This is a genomic window from Alteromonas sp. KC3, assembly GCF_016756315.1.
GTDB lineage: Bacteria > Pseudomonadota > Gammaproteobacteria > Enterobacterales > Alteromonadaceae > Alteromonas.
Map to the genome: position 1 here is coordinate 774,198 of NZ_AP024235.1, position 22,284 is coordinate 796,481.

Sequence of the window (22,284 nt, forward strand, 5' to 3'; positions counted from 1 at the left end):
GGGTGTTATCGATTTCGGCCTAAGCGTTCATGGCTACTGACCCATTCGTCTGCAACGACGGCGGACCCTAGCGACAGGTCACCACACAACACCGTGGCGGCAACAATTTCTGCGAACTTGTTCACGCTGCCTTTGCCGCTACAGCCTAAAACACTTAAGCATTCATTTTGGGTGGCAAGGCCGGTGCCCCCACCATATGTGGCGACAATCAATGACGGGATCGTAACTGAAAAATAGTAATCGCCTTGGGGCGTAATTTCTGCAAAGGTAAACCCTGCAGAGGACTCCGCTACGTTCGCCACATCTTGACCGCAAGCAATAAACAGCGCGGTGACACCATTTGCAAAATGAGCACCATTACTCACACTTCCCGCCATCATGGCCCCCATATTTGAGTACTGGCGCTGCTTATAAAGCGCTTCTGGCGTGCAATGCATTATATCGGTAACCAGTTGACGAGGCAGGGTCACTTCAGCGACTACGCGTTTCCCGCGAGTATGCAGTGAGTTAAGGTGAGAGTGCTTTTTATCTGTGTCTAAGTTAGCGGCTAGCACAAAGTGATCAATGGGGGCAGGGTAATTCGCCATGATCCATTCACAGCCCGCTTTAGTGGCTTTACTTACCATGTTTTGGCCTGCGGCATCACCACAGGTAAAGTTAAATCGTAACCAGCGTAGTTTAGACACTGCGTGCTGTTCGATGTCGCGCAAGCGCCCAACGCTTGTTGTCGCATCACACGCTGCTTTAATGTTTGAAAAATGTTGTTTTACCCAGCTACCAAAAGCGAGTGCTTCGCGAGCGTCTTTAAAGGCAAACATAGGAGCGCGCTGCATGGCGTCATCAATTACTGTGGTAGTAACACCACCGGCTTCACGCGTAAGGCGCATGCCACGGCTATAACTGGCAACCAAGGTACCTTCTGTAGTGGCCATAGGCACATAAAACTCACCGTTAGCGTGTTCTCCATTGATGTGCATAGGACCGGCAAAGCCCACTGGTATTTGTGCAACGCCCGTGAAGTTCTCAATATTTCCTTCAAGCGTTTCTTCTGGCACAGAGTAGTGCCCAGTATGGGTCAATACTACACCTGAATGAGCTTCGATAAAGTCGCGACGCGTTTGACTCATTTGTGCGCTGTGATCATTACTCTTTGTACGTGGGATCTTTGCCATCTGCTTATTCCATTTACATACACTGTACTCATAGTAGAAGTGAAGTGGATAGAAGAGAAGCGATTGACTTTTATACACATAGATAAGTTGTGTGAATAAATTGTTAATGATGGTGGCTGGCGCGTTATGTGCGCCAGCTTACAAACCCCCTATACCTATAAAGCGTGTTACTTAAAAGGTAACGGAGAGTTTAATTAGAGTTCAGTGCTCAGCTTTTCTTGTAGCTTCGCAATTTCTTGTCGCCGCATTTTGTCGGCCAAAGGTCGGTTTGGTTTTTCAGGGGCATTTTTTGCTATATCAAGGTGCTTTTGTGCTTTTTTAAATTCTTTTTCATCAAATAAAAATTCTGCGTAAAAAAAGTTCTGATCCATACCTTGGGGGTTTACCTCTAAAGCGCGTTTAAACAAAGCTTCTGCTTTTTTATCACTACCAAAACTGACAGGCCACCCCGGCACTTTATGATAAAGCGCGGCTAAAACGGTAAGTGCAGTACCCTCCAATACACGTTCATCTTTTTCAATAGCTTTCTCTAGGTTGTCTTTGGCGCTTTCTGCATAGTCCAATGCGCCCAGCCCGCCTTTGGCACTTGCTGTACTTGATTGCGAAATGGCTAGCCACGTAAGAGCTTGCGGACTGTTTGATGTCAGTTCAGTTAAGTTCTTGGCTTGGTCTATAAGACGTAAAAACGCGTCAAGTTGTGCATCGCCTTCCATCTCATAGTTTACTGTTGCCCATTGATGCTGAAGAGACAATAAAGGTGCCCCTTGGTCCTCGCCATGTGCCATAAGTGATAGCGATGCAATACCTAAGAAGCCCAGGCGTTTTAAATACGTTGTTAACATGAAAACGTTCCTTAAAAGAATAAAAGGTGATGAAAAAGTGCGCTAAATGCGCCTAAGTTCTTTGAAAGAGCGGTAATTTAGCGATTCTTTAAAGGAAAAGCGACTATGTCTTGCCATTAACGTTGATAATGCTGATGTGAAGCGTACTGGGAGAGGTAACACGCTCGCAATAGCAGTATTGCGAGCGCTTTGAATTTAAGGTTGCTATTAGCTTTTTTGAGCTAGCTTGGCTTCAAGTCGAGAAATTTCTTGTCTTCTTCCTAAATCTGCAAGTGGACGCTCTGCTCTTGCTGGGGCTTGTTTTGCTTCATTGGCATAGATGCGTGCTTGAGCATACTCACCATTGTCATAGAGAAATTCGGCGTAGAAATAATTGGGGTCAATCCCATTTGGGTTTATTTCCAAAGCGTGTTTCAACAACTTTTCGGCTTTCTTGTCATTGCCAAAGCTAATCGGCCAACCAGGCAACTTATGATAGAGCACACCTAAACTTGTCATGGCTGAACCTGCTAAGGCATTTTCGTCTAATCGCATGGCCTGTTCAAAGCTCTTGCGCGCGGCTTTGGCATAATCTAAAGCGCCTAGCCCGCCTTTAGCGCCTGCAGTGCTTGATTGAATAATTCCTTGCCATATTATCAACTCTGGATTGTTGGGATCTTCACTAACAAAAAACTTCGCTTTTTCAATAAGCGCGGCAAATGCTTTTTCTTTCTGCTTTTCCTCTACTTCGTAGTTGATGTGTGCCCATTCATGCTGAAGCATAGAGAGGGGAGATTGTATCTCTTGTTGCACTGAAGAAGGCGACATATCGCTTGCTGACGGCCTTGCGTTATCTTGCGCAAGTGCATAACTCATTGCGCCTAAAGATAATGTAATAAGCGTCATTCGGGTTACAGTAGTTAAATGTTTCATAATGTTCACTCCGGTGTTAAACCAACTTACTGGATAAGTCGTTGGCATTTGTCACAGTATCAATGTGCGTGTTCTGCTCACTTTTGCTGAATGTGTGGCGTTTAATAATGGGTAGCTTTTTGGCTAATGCGTTATCGATAATATTGGGTAAAATGGCATTTAATTTGGCGAAAAAGCGTTCTGCAAAGCCAATACTTAGTCGCGCTTTGTTTTGCTCGAGTGCTTTAACAAGTGCTTGTGCTACAACATCGGGTGTATCAACGTGATTACCCAGTGCGTTATTGAGCGCTACCGCTCTCTCGTCATTTATCGCCGTAGACGTTGCTCTTGGTGCTACATAGTGAAATCGAATATTACTGTTGTGATATTCACGATGAAGGGCCTCAGTCCACCCTTTAAGTGCAAATTTGGTTGCGCAGTAGGTGCTATGCGCAGCAAAACCAATACTGCCGAAGGCAGAGCCAATATTGACGATATGCGCATGAGGGCGTCGCTCTAAAAGGGGAAGCAGCGCTTGGGTTAGCAGCATTGGAGAGAGTAGGTTAGTAGTCACCACTGATTCGATAGGGGCATCACTGAATTGGCCGACATGGGTTGTGCCAGCATTGTTTATCAGCATACTCACTGGTAATCGCTCGCACGTGTGAATCAGTTTTTCTCTGCCTTCACAATGCGAGATATCCGCCGCTACAATGGTATGTTGATGTTTGAGCGACTGTTGGAGCTGTTTGAGTTTTACTTCATTTCTGCCCGTTAAGATGAGATGCGCACCTTTCTCATCAAGTGCTTTAGCAATGGCATGTCCAATGCCGCCACTAGCACCTGTTACGAGTATTACTTGATTTTGCCATTGAATAGTCATCACGCTTTACCTTGAGTTAACCCTATAAAAACAGTGCTACACACGTTACGCAATCTGTGCAATAGGACGTAAACCGTGCTCAGGAGTAAGTTCACGGAAAATATCCCCATACAAGCGATAGAACATATTGGCGCTGTGAATGATCATGGCTTGTTCTTGAGGGTTTACTATTTGGTTCATTAACCCTTCAAAGAAAACGATGTGCTCTTGGTCAAGCGCACCATGTGAGGTTAAATACTTAAACGCAGATCTAGGCAGTGATAGTTTATCTTTAATTTGCTTTGCTGCAGCATCTGCCAGCGCAATACTAGTGCCTTCGAGTACAAACACCATGCCGAAAAAATAAAGTGGATTTTTGCGTGCAATGGCATCAAACGCATAAGCGACCATAAGTTCAGTCGCAGGTGCAGGTTGTCCATTTCGAGCTTGTTCCTTATCGACACCACACGCAGCTAAGTCGTTTAAAATCCACTCTTGATGACCCATTTCTTCTTCAATATATTCGCCAATGGCTTCACGCAGCCACTCTTTGTCTTCGCTTAATTTAGCGCCTGTAGCCATAAGAAGCGGTACGGTAAATTTAACGTGGTGATACGCTTGTTGAAGAAACGCAATATAATCGTCAAGGGAAAAGTCGCCATTAAAACAACGTTGAATTATTGGTGCCTGTAAAAACAGGTTTCTAGCTTGCTCGGTACTTTCTTGAAGTTGTTGATAAAAAGACATTATTTACTCTCCAAAGGTGATCGTTTGAGTCGCACAAGATTCAGGATGCGTGCAGGCTTCAGTGTGCGAGATAAATTGAGGATCGTGATACAGCGCAGCTATAGTGCTGCTGTAGTGTGTAATCACATCGTCGCGTTTAATCTTGCCAGTTTGGGTTAACAACCCGTTTTCTGGCGTAAATGGCGCAACCACATCAAAGTTTTCTATTTGGGCATAGTCGGGCAATTGTTGGTTAATCAACGCAATGGCTTTATGTATTCCATCAATGGATATGTGAGGCGATGCAGGGACAAGCAAAGCAACACAGTGTGGACGAGCTTCACAGAAGACGACCACTTGGCGCAGTACGCCACTTCCCATCAACAGAGACTCAATCCATTCAGGCGATACGTTTCTACCTGCGCTGTTCACCATGATGTTTTTCTTGCGGCCACTGAGAGTTAAGACGCCATCCTTCATCACGCCTAAGTCTCCGGTTCTGACGTGCGCTGGGTAAAAGCTTTCTACTTGATTGAGGTATCCCAAAAAGTGGTTGCCAGTTATTACCACTTCGCCATTATCTATATGAAGTGTGTTGTGCCCGAGTGCTTTTCCTGCCGTGCCTACTACATTGCATTGCCCCGTGTTAAGCGTAGAGACTGAAACGGCTTCTGACAGACCATAGCCTTCATAGACGGGTAGGCCTTTAGCTTGTGCTTGTGCCAGCAGCACAGGTGATACATGTGCACCGCCTACGGCGATAAACGACAACGACGAAGGTGGGACCCAACCTTGTGAGCAGGCATGAAGCAATACCATAAGTAACTCGGGTACTAAAATAACCGACGTTGGTTGGACGCTATCAATTAAGCCAATTAGCGCTTGTGGGTTTACAAGACGGCTACCTTCAAAGCCTCTAGCACTTGCTGATGCAAGTTGCACTGTGCCACCGTGAAGCAATGGGGCATAAACACCGGCGATATTTTCAAGTAACGTTGATAGCGGAAGCAGGCACAAGTGGTTGACATAGTCTTGTTCAAAAGCCTTGCTTATTGAGTGAGCAACTTTCCACTGAGATTCACTGGACAAGCACACACCTTTTGGTGCGCCAGTGGACCCCGATGTGAAGGTAATTTTATGAGTGCCGTTGGGCATACATACAGATGTTTTGTCAGAGGTTAGTGCATAGCCAACAATATCGACACTTTTACACACGCGTTTCATCGTAGTTGACGCGAAAGCAGGGGGCTCTGCATCTGTTAGTAGGTACTCACACTGGCTTTCGCTAAGTATGTGTTGCTGCTGTTGCTCACTGAAAAAGAGTGGGAGAGGCACACAGCACGCTTCAGCTTGCTGGCACGCAAGGTCAGCGACTACCCAAGCGAAACTGTTGTCAAAAGCAATAGCGATACGGCTCACATCATTGGCTGTGATCCAATTTGCGAGTTGCGCGATGGCATCTTTAAGCTCGCGGTAGGTTAACGACTTTCCATGATGCTTCAGTGCAACAGAAGCATCATCACCAGTTAAGTACTTTTCAAGCAACATGAGACGCTCCTTTTTGCGGATAAGCTAAAGCGCTGCGCAGCTGAAGCTCGCTATCAGAGCTTGCGATGAGTCCTACCGCTTGCTGATAGTATTGACGAAGAGAGCTGCTGCGCATGACATGGTGAGTAACTTCTTGAAGAGACAACGCCATAACTTGCGGCGCAGTGTCATAGTAGGTGCCCCAATCATCGCGCTCTGCAGCGAGTCTATTAACGTCAGCGTGCGCTAATGCAGTAAGCGAAATGCCTGCACCCTGTAATAGTTGTTGCACTTGAGTTGTTGCACTAAACACAAGATATTTTTTGCCAATTTGCGAGAACAAAAAAAATAATGAAAGTAACAAGGGCAGCGTGTAACGCGATGCGCTACTAAATAAGTTACCTACTTCAACAATGTCGTGTCTTTGCGCAAAAATCTCCTGGGCCTCTAATGCGACTTCAATAGGGCTATCAAGATATTGCTCAATGAAAAGTGCGTGATGCGTATTGTGAGTAGCACTGCACCTAGCGCCAACAGCTGCCTTTATTCCGTTAACTTCAAGTGCAAATAACATAGGCATGAACGAACTAATATGTGCGTCATAGCGGGTGGCGAAACCATTAGCGATAAAGGTTTCAATATTGTGTCTAGCTGGATGTGTAAGGCTGGCTGTAATGAAAGCTAGTGATGGGCGCCGCTTTTCATGTTGACGAGTAGTTTTATCATCACATGAGTTGGGTGCTACTGATAACGTAAGGCTCATACATACACTCTGGTGTTCTTCGATGGTATGAGTATTGATGCGCTACCTTAAGAGAACCTTAAGTTAACGCTTTTTTTAAAATTAATAGATATTTTTTGACTCGCTTATCGCATTGGTATGTGCGATAAGCGAAGGCGGTTGTGTTTATTTCCTCAATGGAAGGTAGGTCCGTCTGAAGGTAGTGTGCAATTTGAATGCGCAGCTATTGATGGAATGAGTAGCCATTCATCTCGATGTGCAAAACCCAATGAGATTGATTTTTCTAAATCGACACATTGGAAATCATAGTCCTTAGGCGCTAGCAAAAATCGAGAAGGGTGTGCGTTAAGCCACGCCCATGCAGTGCCATTCTCTATGTCTTTTGGAGTATGGTAGCCAAAATGAGTAAGTGAAAATGGCGAAAACAGTAAATACTGTTCCTTAAAGTCAACAATACCTACCATTGATTCTTCTTTTGGGGCAGCCTCGTTTGATGAAAGGTGACTTATTTGTATCTGAGCACGCTGTAAAAGGTGCGTTGGTGTACGTAAATCATTGAGCGCCCAAGCCCCCAGTGTTGATGGGATAACTGTTATCAATATTAACCATACAACGATATGCTTGGAAAAGAGTAAACCTTGTACTGCAACGGTGAGTGTTCCTAGTAGCAAACAAATGGCGGCAAGTGTGTTTATTGTAATTACATTACTGTGATAACGTGAAATTAAAGTACTTACGGTTTGGTCACTGAGTAAAAGCATTGCACCTGCTGCGACTAAAAGCAGTGATGGTACGAGTGTGATTATGCGTCCAATCGTCTCTATGGTTCTTGACATTCCCCCGCGAGATAATAATAAACCTGCAATCATGGCTACTGCCGGAAGTGCGGGCAACACATAAACACCGCGCTTTCCCGGACTATAACTGAAGAATATCACAACTAACACCGCCCAGAATGCTAGTGCGAAGAAGGCAGGATGTTCGTTTAACGCGTGCTTGAGCTCTTTTCTTTTTAAGACCAGTACAACAATCGACGGCAACCAAAACAGTGGAATGACTTTTACAATGTAGTAATACCAAGGCTCAATATGATGCCACGCATTTGCATATCGCTGAGCCGTTTGCTTAAGTAAAATGTTAGACAAGTACTGCTGTATCATAGGATCTTGTTGATACACGCCCAAATAAAGCACAGGGCCAAGCCAAACGAGTACAACCGCTAGCATGATTAAGGGGCCGAATAACGCGCGTTTTTCCCATCGTTTTGATGGGAGTTGGTGCTTAAACGCTAAAAAAGAAAAGGGAATAAAGATTAAAACCGGCAGAAAGCCTACACCCTTAGTAATGATACCAAGGCCCATGGCAGCCCAAGCCATGTAGTACCAGCGCCAGCTTTTTGCGATACAAAAATGGCGTACAAAACCATAAACACCAACCCAGATAAAACACGCTACCAACGCATCAATTTGCGCAAACTTTGCTTGGATCACAAATTGTGGACTTAATAACAACAATAGCATGCTGAATATGGCCGTTTTTTCGTCGGCGAGCGCGCGCGCTAAACGATAAGTAAGTGCCAAGGTTATTAGGCTCGCAATAGCACTTGGTAGAAGCATTGCGACGCTTAAACTGCCTGTCACAAGATAGAGCAGCGCAATACACCACATAAAAATAGGCGGTTTGTCAGGGTAAATTTCTCCACCACGCATAGGAATAAGCCACTGACCACTCGTCACCATTTCTTTAGCAACAAGTGCAAAGCGAGGTTCGTCAGGAGGCCAGGCGTCGCGAACGCCAATGCCTGCAAAAATAATGACTGTTGCAACCACGAAAAGGATGATAGCAGTGCGGTTATGAGCAAACGCAGATGTCATTGCGCCTTCTCCTTTCGCGTATAGCGAGACAACGATAATATCAAAAATACGCTAATGACTAGACCAGCAATGTGAATAGGCTGTTCAACAGTACTGATGTAGCGAGAACCACTTCCTAGCAACGAAAAAAGTACTGTTTGTGGAACAAAGCCTAGGGTACTTGCTGTGATAAAGGGTATGAAGGGCACTCGACATGCGCCTGCAATAACATTGGTTGCAACATTAGAGCCTATTGGAAAAAGTCGAACCATAAGCACAGTTCGAAAGCTGTTATCTACAAGTTTTTCTCGCAAAGGCAACAGTTTACTTGCATACCCATTTGTCTTAATGAGCGGTGCAAGCAGCTTGTTAAGCGGACCGCGTGCCATTAAATAGGCTGCGCTTGCAGACATACACGTAAGTAATAACGCGACGAAACTGCCTTCAATAGCACCAAACCCAACCCCGCAAAAAAAGCTAATAGCTTGCCGGGGAATGCCCAGTGTCATTAACACGACAAACGCACCGAGAATCAATAGTACTTCGCGCGTACTAAGCTTCGCGATATATGATGTTAGCCAACTCGGATCGCTACTGTGGGCTAGAACGTCAGAAGTTAGCTGAAATGATAAATAGCAAAGCACTGAAATAAATACGAAGCCTATGAAAAAACTAAGGGGCGCGTTAAGCTGAAAATACTTATTTTTCATAAGTGAATGTCTTATTGATGGCGTCGAGTCGACTTCGATACATTAGCCACCTTACTCCGAGCATATCTATGATGCCTGCCCAGCCTCTATTCCAGGCATTATAATTGGACTGTCCTTCAGTACGCGCACGGTGATTAACAGGTACACAAACTATATTGCCACCTAATCGCTTAGTCAGTGCAGGTATATAACGATGCATATGGTCAAAATAAGGAAGCATCAGGAAGGTTGCGCGTGGAAGCAGCTTTAAACCACAACCTGTATCAGGTGTATCATCTTGTAGGATCCACTGCCTTACTCGGTTGGCCACTTTAGACTGCAAGCGCTTCCACTGGGTATCTTGTCTCTTTTGGCGATGTCCAATGACACAAAAATGCGCCCCTTCTTCTTGTGTGGCCATTTCTATGAGTCTTGGAATATCTGCTGGATCGTTTTGTCCATCGGCGTCTAGTGTAACAACCCATTTTCCTTGGCTAGACAGCACACCATGATACACCGAGGTACTCTGGCCGCAGCTATGAGGGTGTGTAATTACTTTGCAACTAAGAGGGAGGGAGTCTGCTAATGACAAAAGCAATGTTGTCGTGTCGTCATTGCTGCCGTCATCGACTACCACTATCTCAGTTTGTTCGGTGTTAACGGATTGTGCAATTTCTCGTAGCAGCAAAGGTAAATTTTTGGCTTCGTTTTTTGCTGGGAGTACTACACTGACTTGAATCTGATGCATAGGGATAGAATAGTAAAGTGACTATGCCCAGTACTGTAAAAAGGAAACCTTAAGAAAAGCTTAAGGCTTCTTAATTCTATAAATCAAAATTCATATTCGAGTGACATACGTAATGTATGATCCTTGCTATCGCCATTGAGCCCAGCAATGAAACCGAGCTCCCATTTTAATTGTTTTTGTCTGTCGAAGCGTTTTATGCCCATAAAGGCCGGCCCAACACCTATATAGTCCTCGGCCACATACATCTCAATCCCAGGCTGTACTTCTGGGATCCAGCGATAGCGGAACTTTGATTTAAATTCACCTTCCCACTCGTTGGCTACGGTTTCTCCCCACTCATATACCAAGCTTACATTGGTCGTTAGACTGAACTGACCAAACTCTTTTTCAGTGAGAATGCCTGCTTTCGCTGCCCAGTCATCGGTGTTGTGCTGCTTTTCTAATTCAAATAGGGTTCCCCAATCAGCCCAATACCGCCCTTGCTCAGTCACCATCCAACGCAGTTCAAGTTCGTAAGATTCCAAACCAAAATCTTGGTTTTCATCGCGTGCACCTACAACGTAGGCTTCTAATATGACAAATTCAGAAAGCGCATGCCCAAATGAGAAGCGTTGCATTAACACATTCCCGTTGTCATTTTGACGTGAGGTTAGGCGCCATTCGAATTCGCGTTCAAAAGGTAAAACGTAAGGTTGGTAGACTCTATCAACGGTGAAATTGTCAGCGCTTGCGGCAAAGCTAGCAAGGACAGAACACATCATTAAACTAATACGTTTCATCGAATACCCTCCACGTGTTGCCATAGTGCAGGAGTGTGCTTTTTCAAAGCGGCAATGGCATTAGGCACAGCCAAGGATAATAAAAATAGCATCATGTAACTCATTGATGGTGTGGCTTCGTAGCCAATTAGGGCGTTCAATAAATGCCCGTATTCGCTGTTATCACTAATAAGGTGACTGCTGTCCCAGATTTGTTTTGACGTAGGCAAGATATCGATTTGTTCAAGGAGAAGGGCTACATTCGCAACTTGCGCGGCCACAAATAGTGTCGTGAAACAAAACATTACTTTGGCGGCCACAAAATGTGTAAGGGCAATGTTTAGCAAAATAGCGATACTAATACTGATCCCCAAGCCAATTGTAGTGCCAAGAATCAGCAACGAATGATCACTATTACGGGTTAGCTCGGACACAAAATACACCATAAAATGCAGGCTGTTAGGAAGTCCAATACCAAGCACAAGTAGTGTAATACCTAAACTTACTGTGCGTCCTTTTGAATATGGGAATATCGCTAGCATACATATACCTAACCATGCGCTGACCAATAGCAGAGACTTCAGCAATTCAAATCCTGCACCCTCTGCTAGCTCAGAGATAACGCCAAGATATGAATACATAATAACTGCTGTCACAAGCATTAAACCGACGCGCCATACTAGTGAGAAACGAGGTACACCCGGCAATGCAATGAGTACACTGAGCAACAGAAAGATTGGCAGCGTGTCGCGCAAAAAAAGTACCACGGTATTAATCAGCATCGCGCACCTCTTCATGTGCTTTTACGACAACTTTACCCACAGCACTGTTGGGGTGAAATTCACCAAAGAACGGGTATTCACCCGGTTTCAAAGGGCCGATATAAATGCTGCCTTTGCTGTTGGCGAAAATCACTTTTTCTCTGTTAAGCGAAAAACTATCAATTTCCTCTGGCGTATCGTCAAAGTTGATAAACGTAAGTCGTACTTTTTTTCCTGCAGGTACCACAACATTCTGGGGATAAAAAAGGTGGTTTTTTATTTCTACCACTACTTCAGGAAGCGCATATGCGCGAGGAGACGCAAACGAAAACACACCGGCTAAAATAGCGAGAGAAGTTTTAAAGTAAGAGTTCATTGTTAAACTCCACTTTTACTTCAAGGCCGCCTAGCTCTGCATCATCAAGTACAACTTTTGCATCATGCAGAGCAACAATTTGCGAAACTATGGCTAAGCCTAAACCACTTCCTGTCGTCGCTTTGGCTTGGGTAGCGCGGTTGAATCGCTTTAGTACACTTTCTCGTTCACTACGCGGAATTCCAGGGCCAGAGTCTGCAACACTTAATACTACCGTGGAGGCCAGTCTTTTTATTCGTACAACTATTTGTGCCCCATCTGGTGAGTAGTTGCTGGCGTTCGTAATTAGGTTCTGTAGCAAGGTGTACAACATAAAGTGAACGCTGTTTAACCAAATCTCATCGCCCTCCAACGCAATGTCTTGCTGCTTGGCTTCTATTTTTCCATAGAGATCACTAATCACTTCTTGGGCTACAAAATAAAGATTTACCGGCTCTTTTTGCTCTACGAAGGTTTCTGGACTGGTTCGTGTTAGTAGCAAGAATTGGTTTACAGCGTGGATCATTCTGTCTGTATCGCGTTGCAGTGTTTGAAGCTGTTTGCCGTTTTCCCCCAGCTCTTCTGCAATATTGTGGATATTGATTTTCATCACACTGAGCGGGGTGCGCAGTTCATGTGCAGCATTAGAGGCAAACTGTTGCTCTCTTTCAAATGCCGCGCTTAGTCGAGTAAACATTGAATTGAGTGTGGATACAACCGGTTTTAATTCGCTTGGCTCCCTATCTAGAGAAATAGTGGAAAAATCATTACCCGTTCGCTTTGCCAGTTGTCGAGAAAGCTGTTTAAGTGGAGAAAGCCCCCAAGTGATCCCTAAAAACAAAATAATGGCGAGAAGGGGGACACTTATTATAAAAGGGGTAATGGAAGCAACCGTGAGCGCATCGGTTAACACAAAGCGATTACTCAATGGTTGAGCTACCATGTACCACTTTTCCTCGCTTTGTAAATAAGCGGTATATACACGCCATCGCGTTCCAAGCACATTCTTTTCAGAGAAACCGTTTTTGAATTCAGAAAGCGGTGTTGTTAACGCACTATTTGAGCTTTTTATTAAAGTATCGTTTTGCCATATCTGGAATAATAAGGTGTGCTCGTTACCTGATGTTCCACTATCAAAAGATGCAATGGCGCTATTTAGCGCAGTTAGTTCATTATCCAATAGGGTAGTGGATATACCTATAGTAGCGCGATAGCCGTGTAGTGCTGCACTAAATACAATAAGCACTAGTGAGCTGGTAAGCGTTAAGATAAGAAAGCGACGAATTGACGTCACGTTAGTCTCCAGACTTGGATATACAATATCCAACGCCTCTTATAGTACGAATGAAGTCATCTGGCATTTTCTTTCGCAAATGACTGATATGCACTTCTATCGTGTTACTGGCCACTTCTTCACCCCATTCATAGAGTTTGCTCTCAAGTTGATGCTTACTCAGTATTCGACCCGCGTTTTCAATCAGCGCTTTTAAAAGCATGAGTTCTCGACGAGGGAGGTGTACGTTGCTTCCATCAATAGTAAGTGTGTGGTGGGTTGTATCAAGACTAACGTTTTTTACTGTAATCACGCTTTGTGAAGCAGTGCCAAGTCGACGCTCTAATACGCGTAGCCGAGCAAGTAATTCATCAATTTCAAAGGGTTTAGGAAGATAATCGTCTGCACCTGCATCTAACCCTGATATCTTGTCTGAGGTTTTATCTCGCGCGGTAAGAATCAAAACTGGCAAGGTGGGATTGGTCTTGCGGATACGTTTAAGTACGCTTAACCCATCTTGATCTGGAAGCCCAAGATCAAGAACGACTATGTCGTTTTGTGCAGCACGGAGCGTATTAAGAGCGCTAGCACCGTCATACACACAATCTATTACATAGTTTGCCTTACTCAATGAGGTTGTGAGTGCACTGGACAATGGCTTGTCATCTTCTACCAAGAGTATGCGCATAGTATTCCTACAATTAGTCAGTAAATTAAGGGTATACCAGAAACCTTAAGAAAACCTTAAGGTTTTTTATTGGGCATCTGCTCAGTTGCTATTCGTTTCGTCACGTAATGCTTTAATTGCTGAACTTGCATGTTTGTCCCACTGCGCGTAGTCGAGGACATAAGGAATGGCGGGGTTTTTTAAAGTATGGGTTGTTCGTGAGGGTGAATCTACAATTAATGCTGCTTTTTTATGACCTTCCTGCGCTTCAAATAATGCCGACAGTTCGCCGTTTTCTAATAGCCGTATCAGTCCAATACGCAACCGATTAGCAAGTGCAGTATTTTGAGGACTGACAAAAAAGTACTCATAACTTGGATATCGAAGAATATGGTTTTCTTCTAATATAATATTCTTATCAGCGTGACGCGCTAAATCGCGATGCACCTCAATAACGTTGCGGGGAAACCCGTCGACCAAGTCTCTTTCGACCATAGAGAACATCGATTGAAACCATAAACTCCAGTCTTCGCCTGAGACCGTGTAGCCATTATGCTCTAAAATCTCAAGGTCGGGCCAATCATCGCCCTGTACTAGCGTCATTGATTTAAGCTGATTTATATCGATATGGAGAGGAAAGTCCAGTTGACGCTTAGGGTTAATAACCAATACCCGGTGACCGGCAAAACCTTTTAAAAGTGGCAGTCTTATCGCGATAAGTTTTTGCTCACGAGTGCGATTAGTAACGCTCCACATAATATCGGCATCACCGTTAATTAATGACACCAGTTGTCGACTTTGACTCATAGGGTGGGGATGCGGAGCGATTGATGTTGTACCGAATTCAGGCGTAATATTAAGTGCCGCTTGCAAAACGGCAATATGGTAGTGCCCGTAGTCACTGTCAGCAAATGCTCGGGTATAGATTATTTCGTCTGCTTCCTTTGCCTGCGAAATACTTATGCACGTTGAAACCAACCATGCACAAAGTGTAATGCAGAAAGCGTTTTTCATTTTTATTTTTGTTTAAAAATACAACACATCAACCCTACACCAATTTTTAAACCAAGTCACCGATGTTCGTTGAAAAATCATCCTATTTTTTTGGTTTTAGGGGTTCGCATTTGCGACAATTCCTGTATAATTCGCGCCCTGCCCAGTTACGCCCACCTTTGGGAAGGTGGAAGAATCAGCCGGCTCGAAGGGGTCATTGTGTTGATTTTAAGGTGATTTCTGGTGTTCAGAAATCAGTAACGACGATATTATTCGGGTGAATTTGAAAATGAAAACTTTTGTTGCTAAGCCAGAAACGGTACAACGTGACTGGTATGTGGTAGACGCCACAGACAAAACTCTAGGCCGTTTGGCTTCTGAAATCGCACTACGCCTTCGTGGTAAGCACAAGCCAGAGTACACGCCTCACGTGGACACTGGTGATTACATCGTAGTAATCAATGCTGAGAAAGTTGCGGTAACAGGCCGTAAAGCGCAAGACAAAATGTACTATGCGCACTCTGGTTACCCAGGTGGTCTTAAAGAGACAAACTTTGAAAAACTAATTGCTCACAAGCCAGAAATGGTTATTGAAAAAGCAGTTAAAGGCATGTTGCCAAAAGGCCCTCTAGGTCGCGCAATGTTCCGTAAAATGAAAGTTTACGCAGGTGCAGAGCACAAGCACACCGCACAGCAACCACAAGTTTTGGACATTTAAGGAGCTATTAACATGGCAGATACTCAATACTACGGCACAGGCCGCCGCAAAAGTTCTACTGCTCGTGTGTTCCTACGTCCAGGCACAGGTAGCATTAAAGTAAACCAACGCGCTCTTGACGAGTACTTTGGTCGTGAAACAGAGTGCATGGTTGTTCGTCAGCCACTTGAACTTGTTGAAATGACTGAAAAGTTTGACGTATACATCACTGTTAAAGGTGGTGGTTCTAACGGTCAAGCGGGTGCAATCCGTCACGGTCTTACTCGTGCTCTTATGGAGTATGATGAGGCTCTACGTCCAGCACTTCGTAAAGCTGGCTTCGTTACTCGTGACGCACGTCGCGTTGAACGTAAGAAAGTTGGTCTACACAAAGCGCGTAAGCGTCCACAATTCTCAAAGCGTTAATTTTTACGTTTTTTGTATTGCAAAAACCCGGCTTATGCCGGGTTTTTTATTATCTCAATCTACATAACTTCAACGATTTATACCGCTATATACCCCACAGCACTTAGCGCTAGTTAAAATAACAAAGGTTTAATTTCTGCCGTGTTTTACCTCAAAACAACAGCAAAACCTTGATTTGCGGTATTTCCTACTTTGATCTTAAATAAAGTTTTCAATTAAATTGTCGCTTAAATATCAGTAAAACCTTGTGTTTATAAGGGCTTTTCTTTTATCATTTGCGGTCGAAAATTTTGTAAAATTTCGTGAATTCGTAAGCTAGTGAAAATTCACTGTTACGTCGCTTTCATGACAAGCCATATGATGCTACGACACAAGCGAGATAAAACCAGTATAAGCTTGTGTTACACATCATAATTATCCAAACCTGGAGAAATGTGGATGAGCAATGTATCTGTAGATGCAACAGAGTCTGCACAAAACGATAACCAGCCAGAAAACAACACTCGTCGTCGGTTCTTGACCGTTGCCACGTCGGTAGTTGGTGGTGTAGGTGTTGTTGGTGCTGCTGTGCCTTTTATTGCGTCCTGGAATCCAAGCGCCAAAGCAAAAGCGGCTGGTGCTGACGTTGAAGTAGATATCAGCGGGATTGAGCCTGGACAGTTAGTACGTGTAATGTGGCGAAGCAAGCCTGTATGGATTGTACGTCGCACGCCAGAAATTCTTGAAGAACTAGGCACACACGAAGATAAGCTGAAAGATCCTAACTCTGAAGCTGAGCAGCAACCTACTTTTGCTCAAAACCGTTTCCGTTCAATGAAAGAAGAATACCTCATTCTAGTTGGTATTTGTACGCACCTTGGATGCTCTCCACAGCACCTTAAAGATGGCGCTTTCGAAGAGGTAGTAGAAGGGGTTCCAGATGGTTTCTTCTGCCCTTGCCACGGTTCTAAGTTTGATATGGCAGGACGTGTATTTGAAAACGTACCGGCACCATTAAACCTAGTTGTGCCGCCTTATCAGTTCGTTAATGACACAACTGTTATTATCGGCTCAGAAGCGGAGGTTGTTTAATATGAATGCTTTCCTAGGTTGGATTGAAGAACGCATCCCAATGATGCGCGTAGCAAATATGCACGCTCTTCAATACCCTGCGCCAAAGAACATGAACTTTTGGTATGTGTTCGGTTTCTTGGCAACTATCGTTTTAGTTAACCAAATTATTACTGGTATTTGGTTGACCATGAACTTCGTTCCTTCTTCAGAAGGCGCTTTTGCTTCTGTTGAATACATCATGCGTGAGATCGACTACGGTTGGATTATCCGTTACATGCACAGTACTGGCGCGTCAGCGTTCTTTATTGTAGTATATCTGCACATGTTCCGTGGCATGATTTACGGTTCTTATCAGAAGCCACGTGAGCTCCTATGGGTGTTTGGTATGTTTATCTACCTTGCGCTTATGGCAGAAGCATTCATGGGTTATGTACTTCCTTGGGGACAAATGTCTTACTGGGGTGCACAGGTAATCGTATCGCTGTTTGGCGCTATACCTGTTGTTGGTCCTGACCTAGTAATCTGGCTACAGGGTGACTACGTTATCTCTGGCGCAACGCTAAACCGTTTCTTCGCACTACACGTTATTGCGCTGCCATTGGTTATTGTAATTCTTGTATTCCTTCACATTATCGCGCTTCACGAAGTGGGTTCAAACAACCCTGATGGTATCGCTATCAAGCATAAGAAGGGATCACTACCTGAGTCTGAAAAGACAAAATATGAAATTCACGAGTACTACACAAGCAAGTACGATATTGCTGACGATGTACTACCGTTCTTCCCGCACATCGTGCTTAAAGATCTAGTGGCGTTCTGTGTATTCTTAGCGCTGTTTACCTATGTGTTGTTCTTTGCGCCAGAAATGGGCGGTAAGTTCCTAGAGCACCCTAACTTTGAAATTGCTAACCCGCTGAAGACACCTGAGCATATCTTCCCAGTGTGGTACTTCACGCCGTTCTACGCCATTTTGAAAGCGGTACCGGATAAGCTATTCGGGGTATTAGCAATGTTTGGCGCAATTGCAGCGCTATTCGCTCTGCCTTGGGTTGATCGCGGACGTGTTAAGTCATGGCGCTATCGCTGTGGTCTACACAAAGTAAACCTTATTGTGTTTGCTATTGTGTTTATCTTCCTAGGTTACCTAGGTGGTACGCCACAAGAAAACTGGAAAATCATTGCATCTCAAATCGCGACAGTAATGTATTTCGGTTTCTTCATTGCACTGTTCTTGTACAGCAAAAATGAAAACACTAAACCTGTGCCAGAGAGGATTTCTAAATGAAAAAATTGATGTGCTTTTTAGCCTTCTTCCTACCTGGCGTAGCGCTTGCGGCAGGTGGAAACGTACACCTTGATAAAGCGCCTATCGATTTAACCGATAAGGCGTCTTTACAACGCGGTGCACAATTGTTCATGAACTACTGTTTAGGCTGTCACTCTATGAAGTATCAGCGCTATCAGCGTTCATTCCAAGATTTGGGTATTCCTGATGAATTGGGCCAAGAGCATTTGCAGTTTACGGGTGAAAAGGTTTCTGACTATATTACCCGTGCTATGCCTGAAGAGGCGGCTGCAACATGGTTCGGTGCGGCGCCACCAGACCTTACGCTTGTTGCTCGTGTTCGTGGAGAAGACTGGATTTACACTTACCTTCGCTCTTTCTATGTTGATGAGAGCCGTCCGTTTGGTGTGAACAACACAGTGTTCCCTGAAGTGGGTATGCCACACGTACTTCAACCACTTCAAGGTACGCCAACGCGCACCTATGAAGAGCAAATGGTTGACGGTGAAATGGTTAAGCGTTACGTAGGCATTAAGTCAGATGGTACTGGCGCGATGTCTCCTGACGAGTACGACCAAGCTGTTGCCGATATTGTGAACTTCCTTGAGTACACAGGTGAGCCTTCAAAACTTGAATCTCATAAAATCGGTAAGTGGGTACTTATCTTTATCGCAGTATTGTTTGTATTTGTTTACTTACTGAAGAAAGAATACTGGCGAGAAGTGCACTAATCGCACAGATTTATGTATAATACCAAAAGGGGGCTTCTCGCCCCCTTTTTTGGCATTTGTAATTCGCTCATTTTAGTGGGCATAAACTTGTTTCTCGACGGAGGAAATTGAATGGCCGTAGCCGCGAATAAACGTTCTATTATGACGTTGTTCTCTGACACAATTGATATTTATAGCCACCAGGTGCGCATTGTGTTGGCAGAAAAAGGTGTGGGTGTTGAAATCAGCTACACAGATCCTAGCAACCTGTCTGAAGATCTGTTGGAGCTAAACCCTTACGGTACTGTTCCAACTCTTGTTGATCGTGAACTTGTACTTTACAAGTCACACATCATCATGGAATACCTTGATGAGCGTTTCCCACATCCACCACTTATGCCGGTTTACCCAGTATCGCGTGGTCAAAGCCGTCTTATGATGCATCGCATTGAGCAAGACTGGTACTCTTTGGCAGCACGTATTTTCCGTGGTGAAGGCGATGTTGAAGCAGCGCGCAATGAATTGCGTGAAGCGCTACTTTCTTTAGCGCCTGTGTTTGGTGAAATGCCTTACTTCATGAGTGAAGAATTCAGCTTAGTTGATTGCTATCTTGCTCCGCTACTATGGCGTCTTCCTGCGCTAGGTATTGAGCTAAATGGTGCAGGCAGTAAAGAGATTAACGCGTATATGAATCGTATTTTCTCGCGCAGCTCATTTAAAGCGTCTTTGACGGACCAAGAGCGTGAGATCCACAACCCGTTATGACATCTATGACGTCAAACCAGCCCTATTTACTTAGGGCTTTTTATGAGTGGATTGTTGATAACGATTTAACACCTTACATTGTAGTTGATGCAACCAATGAGTTGGTGGAAGTGCCGCAGGAATTCGTCAAAGACGGACAAATTGTCTTAAACGTATCCCCAAGCGCATGTGTAAACTTCTCACTTGATGTGGAAGGCTTGTCATTTCAAGCGCGATTTGGTGGGCAACCACGTCGTTTAAGCATGCCCTGCGAAGCGGTAATGGCCATATATGCACGTGAGAATGGTGCCGGAACTGTGTTTGCCACAGAAGAGGATATTGCGCGTGCACAAGAAGAGCGTCAACAGCACGAGTCTGATGCACCACAGCCTCAAAGTGGCCCTACGTCACTTGAAGACGCAGATGCAGCAGATAAAGCAGATGCACCTGTGCCACCTAAAAAAGGTAAGCCTACCCTTAAGGTGATCAAATAAATCGATGTAGCCTGGTTTCAATATTATGTTGAAGCCAGCTCATTGCATCGTTACTTTTCTGTTTCGTAATCTCTATTTATCTATAAAAAAGCACCCATAGCACGTAGTGCAAGGGCGCTCTTGTCATACACAAATATCATAATCTGCTAAGCATACTAATGACAATTAGCGTGTTCGTGTGATCACAACTCTGCTTGTCGGAAAATCAAAGCGATGCCCTTCAGTTAAAACCGAAGTCGCTAAACCTTCACGGCTGGGATCGGTTGCATTAGCATTGGTAGTAACACCTGTATGCAAACGCACAACATCCGCTAAGTCGTCTCGTACTGGATCATAACCCGCAGCCTCGCCGCCGCCACCTGCTGCACCCGCTGCTGGCCCAGGCATGGTTGCTGCGGTTTCAGTATTTGCCTCTGTACCAGCGTCCCATGTTACTGTCATAAAGGTTTTACTGTCACCCACCGACATATTGCTAACATCGGCTGCATTTAGCCCTGTGAAGGCATCGTTGGTGTTCACCAGCATCGTGGTTACCGTTAAACGTAAATCGTCAGCATCGAGTTCAGGAACCACCAAGGTGAACATGTCACTGCTCGTTTTAGGTCCTAAAATTCCACCCGAGTTCTGCGCATCCAAGAAATCGGTAGAGCCCATAGCCTCTTCAATCACCATCGCTGGGTTACCGCCTTCGGCCATAACTTCTATGCCCATGCTCGCCGCTTCGCCTTCTGCAAAAGCGTGGTAGCCTGATTCATGAAGAACAATGGCTGCTGGGGCAAACGGCTGTGCATAGGTAAGATTGGTGATTTGGACGGTATATACTGCTGAATTACCGTTAATACCGTCTTGGCCATCTGCGCCGTCTTGTCCATCTGTGCCATCGACACCCGCTTCACCTTGCGGACCAGCAGGCCCTTGGGGTCCTGTATCGCCATCATCGCCACACGCACTGACTAGTGCAGAGAGGATTAGCAGCGTACTGAGTTTTACAATTGGATTTTTCATTCTAACGCTCCTTACGACGCAGGAACCGTAATAACAACACGTGCAACAGGGTTCAACCAGCGGTGTACCGTAGAATCAAGGTCGCTAGCGCCGCCAGCGTTATCAGTATCACCTAGCGCGTTTCTGTGAATATGAACCGGGCCGTCTTCACCATCTTCAACTTCCCCGTTAACAACTTGTGCACCTACGCCTGTACCACCGGTACCCAAATCAACAATACGAGTTGGGGCACCACCACCCGCTACTCCAGGCAGACCATAGCCACCTAACGCGTTGCCTGTACCCGCTTCAACTACATCAGTGCGTGCACTGTTCAACTCATCATTTAACTCTGTACCTGCATCATAGGCATTAAGATAGTAAGTATAAGTGCCAGGTTCTGTGGGGATTTCTATACTGTCCATACCAACAAATGCATCGTTAGTTGGGATCAACATCGCCAATAACGAAAGGTATGGCTTGTCCATAGTATCGAACGGATAGCTAAGTGTCGCACTAGGTGCCAGAAGACCACCAAAACGGTGCCATGTATTTGAGCCATTATCCGTGTCTACAGGGCCAAGAAGCGCTTCAAAGTTAGCGCCACTTGAATCTGCATTTTGCTCATCGTCGATAACGCCAGCCTCTGCAAGCCACGCTAATGCAGTTGATGCAGGCTGACCCACTTCAAACGCATCTACCGTGTCGTCATGGGCAATAACCAGTCGAGGGGTAAAGCTTTGTGCCTGCGTTAAATTGGTAATTTCAACATCGACAGTCACTGCGTGGCTGAATGAAGCCGCGGCTAACGATAGCAGGGTAGCGCTAGCAAGTTTGGTGAATTTCATTTTTTTGTCCTTGTTTTGACTTAAAAGCGCATAAAAATGTAGGTCAGCAAAATGCGCAATTCATCACAGAAGTATTACAAAAAGGACACAGATCTCTGTCGTCTTAAAAACGAAGTATTAAAGTAGAATGAACAATTTTTTAATAGAAAGTGGAATAATTTTAAGCAACCTCCGGTCTTGATTA

At 44.7% G+C, this 22,284-nt stretch carries 25 protein-coding genes; 7 read left to right on the forward strand and 18 right to left on the reverse strand.

Features of this window, described 5'->3' with window-relative positions; genetic code table 11:
* Positions 1–5 precede the first annotated feature (5 nt).
* The 16 genes from JN178_RS03415 to JN178_RS03490 all read right to left on the reverse strand — a co-directional run bounded on the left by JN178_RS03415 (position 6) and on the right by JN178_RS03490 (position 14,880).
* Positions 6–1,172, reverse strand: coding sequence for a hydroxymethylglutaryl-CoA reductase (locus JN178_RS03415; RefSeq protein WP_202263687.1), 1,167 nt, complete (start codon positions 1,170–1,172; stop codon positions 6–8).
* A 194-nt stretch (positions 1,173–1,366) separates the two neighbouring features.
* Positions 1,367–2,014, reverse strand: coding sequence for a hypothetical protein (locus tag JN178_RS03420; protein ID WP_202263689.1), 648 nt, complete (start codon positions 2,012–2,014; stop codon positions 1,367–1,369).
* Between the two features lie 207 nt (positions 2,015–2,221).
* Positions 2,222–2,821 carry a tetratricopeptide repeat protein gene (locus JN178_RS03425; protein ID WP_442859691.1) on the reverse strand — a complete coding sequence of 200 codons (600 nt, stop codon included), beginning with the start codon at positions 2,819–2,821 and terminating at the stop codon, positions 2,222–2,224.
* A 121-nt stretch (positions 2,822–2,942) separates the two neighbouring features.
* Positions 2,943–3,788 carry an SDR family oxidoreductase gene (locus JN178_RS03430; protein WP_202263692.1) on the reverse strand — a complete coding sequence of 282 codons (846 nt, stop codon included), beginning with the start codon at positions 3,786–3,788 and terminating at the stop codon, positions 2,943–2,945.
* A gap of 45 nt (positions 3,789–3,833) precedes the next feature.
* On the reverse strand, positions 3,834–4,514 hold the full coding sequence (locus JN178_RS03435; protein WP_159623948.1) for a TenA family transcriptional regulator: 681 nt from the start codon (positions 4,512–4,514) through the stop codon (positions 3,834–3,836).
* Positions 4,515–4,517: 3 nt separating this feature from the next.
* Positions 4,518–6,041 carry an AMP-binding protein gene (locus JN178_RS03440; protein WP_202263694.1) on the reverse strand — a complete coding sequence of 508 codons (1,524 nt, stop codon included), beginning with the start codon at positions 6,039–6,041 and terminating at the stop codon, positions 4,518–4,520.
* Entirely contained in the window at positions 6,031–6,783 is a 753-nt protein-coding gene (locus JN178_RS03445) for a thermostable hemolysin (RefSeq protein ID WP_202263696.1), read from the reverse strand. The genes JN178_RS03440 and JN178_RS03445 overlap by 11 nt, the downstream gene beginning before the upstream one ends.
* Before the next feature lie 152 nt (positions 6,784–6,935).
* Positions 6,936–8,636 (reverse strand): ArnT family glycosyltransferase, encoded by a 1,701-nt coding sequence (locus JN178_RS03450; RefSeq protein WP_202263698.1) that lies wholly within the window; start codon positions 8,634–8,636, stop codon positions 6,936–6,938.
* Positions 8,633–9,325 carry a TVP38/TMEM64 family protein gene (locus tag JN178_RS03455; protein ID WP_202263701.1) on the reverse strand — a complete coding sequence of 231 codons (693 nt, stop codon included), beginning with the start codon at positions 9,323–9,325 and terminating at the stop codon, positions 8,633–8,635. Before JN178_RS03455 ends, JN178_RS03450 begins: the two co-directional genes overlap by 4 nt.
* On the reverse strand, positions 9,315–10,052 hold the full coding sequence (locus JN178_RS03460) for a glycosyltransferase family 2 protein (RefSeq protein ID WP_202263703.1): 738 nt from the start codon (positions 10,050–10,052) through the stop codon (positions 9,315–9,317). Before JN178_RS03460 ends, JN178_RS03455 begins: the two co-directional genes overlap by 11 nt.
* Positions 10,053–10,135: 83 nt before the next feature.
* The gene (locus JN178_RS03465) at positions 10,136–10,831 is read right to left on the reverse strand and encodes a hypothetical protein (protein ID WP_202263706.1); all 696 of its coding nucleotides are present in this window, start codon (positions 10,829–10,831) and stop codon (positions 10,136–10,138) included.
* Positions 10,828–11,592 (reverse strand): FTR1 family iron permease, encoded by a 765-nt coding sequence (locus JN178_RS03470; protein WP_202263708.1) that lies wholly within the window; start codon positions 11,590–11,592, stop codon positions 10,828–10,830. Before JN178_RS03470 ends, JN178_RS03465 begins: the two co-directional genes overlap by 4 nt.
* Positions 11,582–11,947: a cupredoxin domain-containing protein gene (locus JN178_RS03475; RefSeq protein ID WP_202263711.1), complete on the reverse strand. Its 366-nt coding sequence runs from the start codon at positions 11,945–11,947 to the stop codon at positions 11,582–11,584. The genes JN178_RS03470 and JN178_RS03475 overlap by 11 nt, the downstream gene beginning before the upstream one ends.
* On the reverse strand, positions 11,931–13,220 hold the full coding sequence (locus JN178_RS03480) for an ATP-binding protein (protein WP_202263714.1): 1,290 nt from the start codon (positions 13,218–13,220) through the stop codon (positions 11,931–11,933). Before JN178_RS03480 ends, JN178_RS03475 begins: the two co-directional genes overlap by 17 nt.
* A gap of 1 nt (position 13,221) precedes the next feature.
* Positions 13,222–13,887: a response regulator gene (locus tag JN178_RS03485; protein ID WP_202263716.1), complete on the reverse strand. Its 666-nt coding sequence runs from the start codon at positions 13,885–13,887 to the stop codon at positions 13,222–13,224.
* A gap of 81 nt (positions 13,888–13,968) precedes the next feature.
* On the reverse strand, positions 13,969–14,880 hold the full coding sequence (locus JN178_RS03490) for a hypothetical protein (protein WP_202263719.1): 912 nt from the start codon (positions 14,878–14,880) through the stop codon (positions 13,969–13,971).
* Positions 14,881–15,148: 268 nt separating this feature from the next.
* On the opposite strand from JN178_RS03490, the gene rplM reads away from it, so the two are divergent.
* The 7 genes from rplM to JN178_RS03525 all read left to right on the forward strand — a co-directional run bounded on the left by rplM (position 15,149) and on the right by JN178_RS03525 (position 20,268).
* Positions 15,149–15,577, forward strand: a complete 429-nt coding sequence (gene rplM, locus JN178_RS03495) for a 50S ribosomal protein L13 (RefSeq protein WP_014948329.1) — start codon at positions 15,149–15,151, stop codon at positions 15,575–15,577.
* A gap of 12 nt (positions 15,578–15,589) precedes the next feature.
* Positions 15,590–15,982: a 30S ribosomal protein S9 gene (gene rpsI / locus JN178_RS03500; RefSeq protein ID WP_014948330.1), complete on the forward strand. Its 393-nt coding sequence runs from the start codon at positions 15,590–15,592 to the stop codon at positions 15,980–15,982.
* 438 nt (positions 15,983–16,420) lie between these two features.
* Positions 16,421–17,053, forward strand: coding sequence for a ubiquinol-cytochrome c reductase iron-sulfur subunit (gene petA, locus JN178_RS03505; RefSeq protein ID WP_159623936.1), 633 nt, complete (start codon positions 16,421–16,423; stop codon positions 17,051–17,053).
* A 1-nt stretch (position 17,054) separates the two neighbouring features.
* The gene (locus JN178_RS03510) at positions 17,055–18,320 is read left to right on the forward strand and encodes a cytochrome b (protein ID WP_159623935.1); all 1,266 of its coding nucleotides are present in this window, start codon (positions 17,055–17,057) and stop codon (positions 18,318–18,320) included.
* Positions 18,317–19,051, forward strand: a complete 735-nt coding sequence (locus JN178_RS03515; RefSeq protein WP_159623934.1) for a cytochrome c1 — start codon at positions 18,317–18,319, stop codon at positions 19,049–19,051. The genes JN178_RS03510 and JN178_RS03515 overlap by 4 nt, the downstream gene beginning before the upstream one ends.
* A gap of 111 nt (positions 19,052–19,162) precedes the next feature.
* Positions 19,163–19,795, forward strand: coding sequence for a stringent starvation protein SspA (gene sspA, locus JN178_RS03520; RefSeq protein WP_012517332.1), 633 nt, complete (start codon positions 19,163–19,165; stop codon positions 19,793–19,795).
* On the forward strand, positions 19,792–20,268 hold the full coding sequence (locus JN178_RS03525; RefSeq protein ID WP_202263721.1) for a ClpXP protease specificity-enhancing factor: 477 nt from the start codon (positions 19,792–19,794) through the stop codon (positions 20,266–20,268). Before sspA ends, JN178_RS03525 begins: the two co-directional genes overlap by 4 nt.
* 165 nt (positions 20,269–20,433) lie before the next feature.
* Here JN178_RS03525 and JN178_RS03530 read toward each other — a convergent pair whose 3' ends face one another.
* On the reverse strand, positions 20,434–21,273 hold the full coding sequence (locus tag JN178_RS03530; RefSeq protein WP_202263724.1) for a spondin domain-containing protein: 840 nt from the start codon (positions 21,271–21,273) through the stop codon (positions 20,434–20,436).
* Between the two features lie 11 nt (positions 21,274–21,284).
* Positions 21,285–22,100 (reverse strand): spondin domain-containing protein, encoded by an 816-nt coding sequence (locus JN178_RS03535; protein ID WP_198814517.1) that lies wholly within the window; start codon positions 22,098–22,100, stop codon positions 21,285–21,287.
* Positions 22,101–22,284 lie beyond the last annotated feature (184 nt).

What these genes read in the sequence shown, in the direction of transcription:
- JN178_RS03415 (WP_202263687.1), bottom strand. Translation starts at nt 1,172, where the DNA reads ATGGCAAAGATCCCACGTACAAAGAGTAATGATCACAGCGCACAAATG.
- JN178_RS03420 (WP_202263689.1), bottom strand. Translation starts at nt 2,014, where the DNA reads ATGTTAACAACGTATTTAAAACGCCTGGGCTTCTTAGGTATTGCATCG.
- JN178_RS03425 (WP_442859691.1), bottom strand. Translation starts at nt 2,821, where the DNA reads ATGTCGCCTTCTTCAGTGCAACAAGAGATACAATCTCCCCTCTCTATG.
- JN178_RS03430 (WP_202263692.1), bottom strand. Translation starts at nt 3,788, where the DNA reads ATGACTATTCAATGGCAAAATCAAGTAATACTCGTAACAGGTGCTAGT.
- JN178_RS03435 (WP_159623948.1), bottom strand. Translation starts at nt 4,514, where the DNA reads ATGTCTTTTTATCAACAACTTCAAGAAAGTACCGAGCAAGCTAGAAAC.
- JN178_RS03440 (WP_202263694.1), bottom strand. Translation starts at nt 6,041, where the DNA reads ATGTTGCTTGAAAAGTACTTAACTGGTGATGATGCTTCTGTTGCACTG.
- JN178_RS03445 (WP_202263696.1), bottom strand. Translation starts at nt 6,783, where the DNA reads ATGAGCCTTACGTTATCAGTAGCACCCAACTCATGTGATGATAAAACT.
- JN178_RS03450 (WP_202263698.1), bottom strand. Translation starts at nt 8,636, where the DNA reads ATGACATCTGCGTTTGCTCATAACCGCACTGCTATCATCCTTTTCGTG.
- JN178_RS03455 (WP_202263701.1), bottom strand. Translation starts at nt 9,325, where the DNA reads ATGAAAAATAAGTATTTTCAGCTTAACGCGCCCCTTAGTTTTTTCATA.
- JN178_RS03460 (WP_202263703.1), bottom strand. Translation starts at nt 10,052, where the DNA reads ATGCATCAGATTCAAGTCAGTGTAGTACTCCCAGCAAAAAACGAAGCC.
- JN178_RS03465 (WP_202263706.1), bottom strand. Translation starts at nt 10,831, where the DNA reads ATGAAACGTATTAGTTTAATGATGTGTTCTGTCCTTGCTAGCTTTGCC.
- JN178_RS03470 (WP_202263708.1), bottom strand. Translation starts at nt 11,592, where the DNA reads ATGCTGATTAATACCGTGGTACTTTTTTTGCGCGACACGCTGCCAATC.
- JN178_RS03475 (WP_202263711.1), bottom strand. Translation starts at nt 11,947, where the DNA reads ATGAACTCTTACTTTAAAACTTCTCTCGCTATTTTAGCCGGTGTGTTT.
- JN178_RS03485 (WP_202263716.1), bottom strand. Translation starts at nt 13,887, where the DNA reads ATGCGCATACTCTTGGTAGAAGATGACAAGCCATTGTCCAGTGCACTC.
- JN178_RS03490 (WP_202263719.1), bottom strand. Translation starts at nt 14,880, where the DNA reads ATGAAAAACGCTTTCTGCATTACACTTTGTGCATGGTTGGTTTCAACG.
- rplM (WP_014948329.1), top strand. Translation starts at nt 15,149, where the DNA reads ATGAAAACTTTTGTTGCTAAGCCAGAAACGGTACAACGTGACTGGTAT.
- rpsI (WP_014948330.1), top strand. Translation starts at nt 15,590, where the DNA reads ATGGCAGATACTCAATACTACGGCACAGGCCGCCGCAAAAGTTCTACT.
- petA (WP_159623936.1), top strand. Translation starts at nt 16,421, where the DNA reads ATGAGCAATGTATCTGTAGATGCAACAGAGTCTGCACAAAACGATAAC.
- JN178_RS03510 (WP_159623935.1), top strand. Translation starts at nt 17,055, where the DNA reads ATGAATGCTTTCCTAGGTTGGATTGAAGAACGCATCCCAATGATGCGC.
- JN178_RS03515 (WP_159623934.1), top strand. Translation starts at nt 18,317, where the DNA reads ATGAAAAAATTGATGTGCTTTTTAGCCTTCTTCCTACCTGGCGTAGCG.
- sspA (WP_012517332.1), top strand. Translation starts at nt 19,163, where the DNA reads ATGGCCGTAGCCGCGAATAAACGTTCTATTATGACGTTGTTCTCTGAC.
- JN178_RS03525 (WP_202263721.1), top strand. Translation starts at nt 19,792, where the DNA reads ATGACATCTATGACGTCAAACCAGCCCTATTTACTTAGGGCTTTTTAT.
- JN178_RS03530 (WP_202263724.1), bottom strand. Translation starts at nt 21,273, where the DNA reads ATGAAAAATCCAATTGTAAAACTCAGTACGCTGCTAATCCTCTCTGCA.
- JN178_RS03535 (WP_198814517.1), bottom strand. Translation starts at nt 22,100, where the DNA reads ATGAAATTCACCAAACTTGCTAGCGCTACCCTGCTATCGTTAGCCGCG.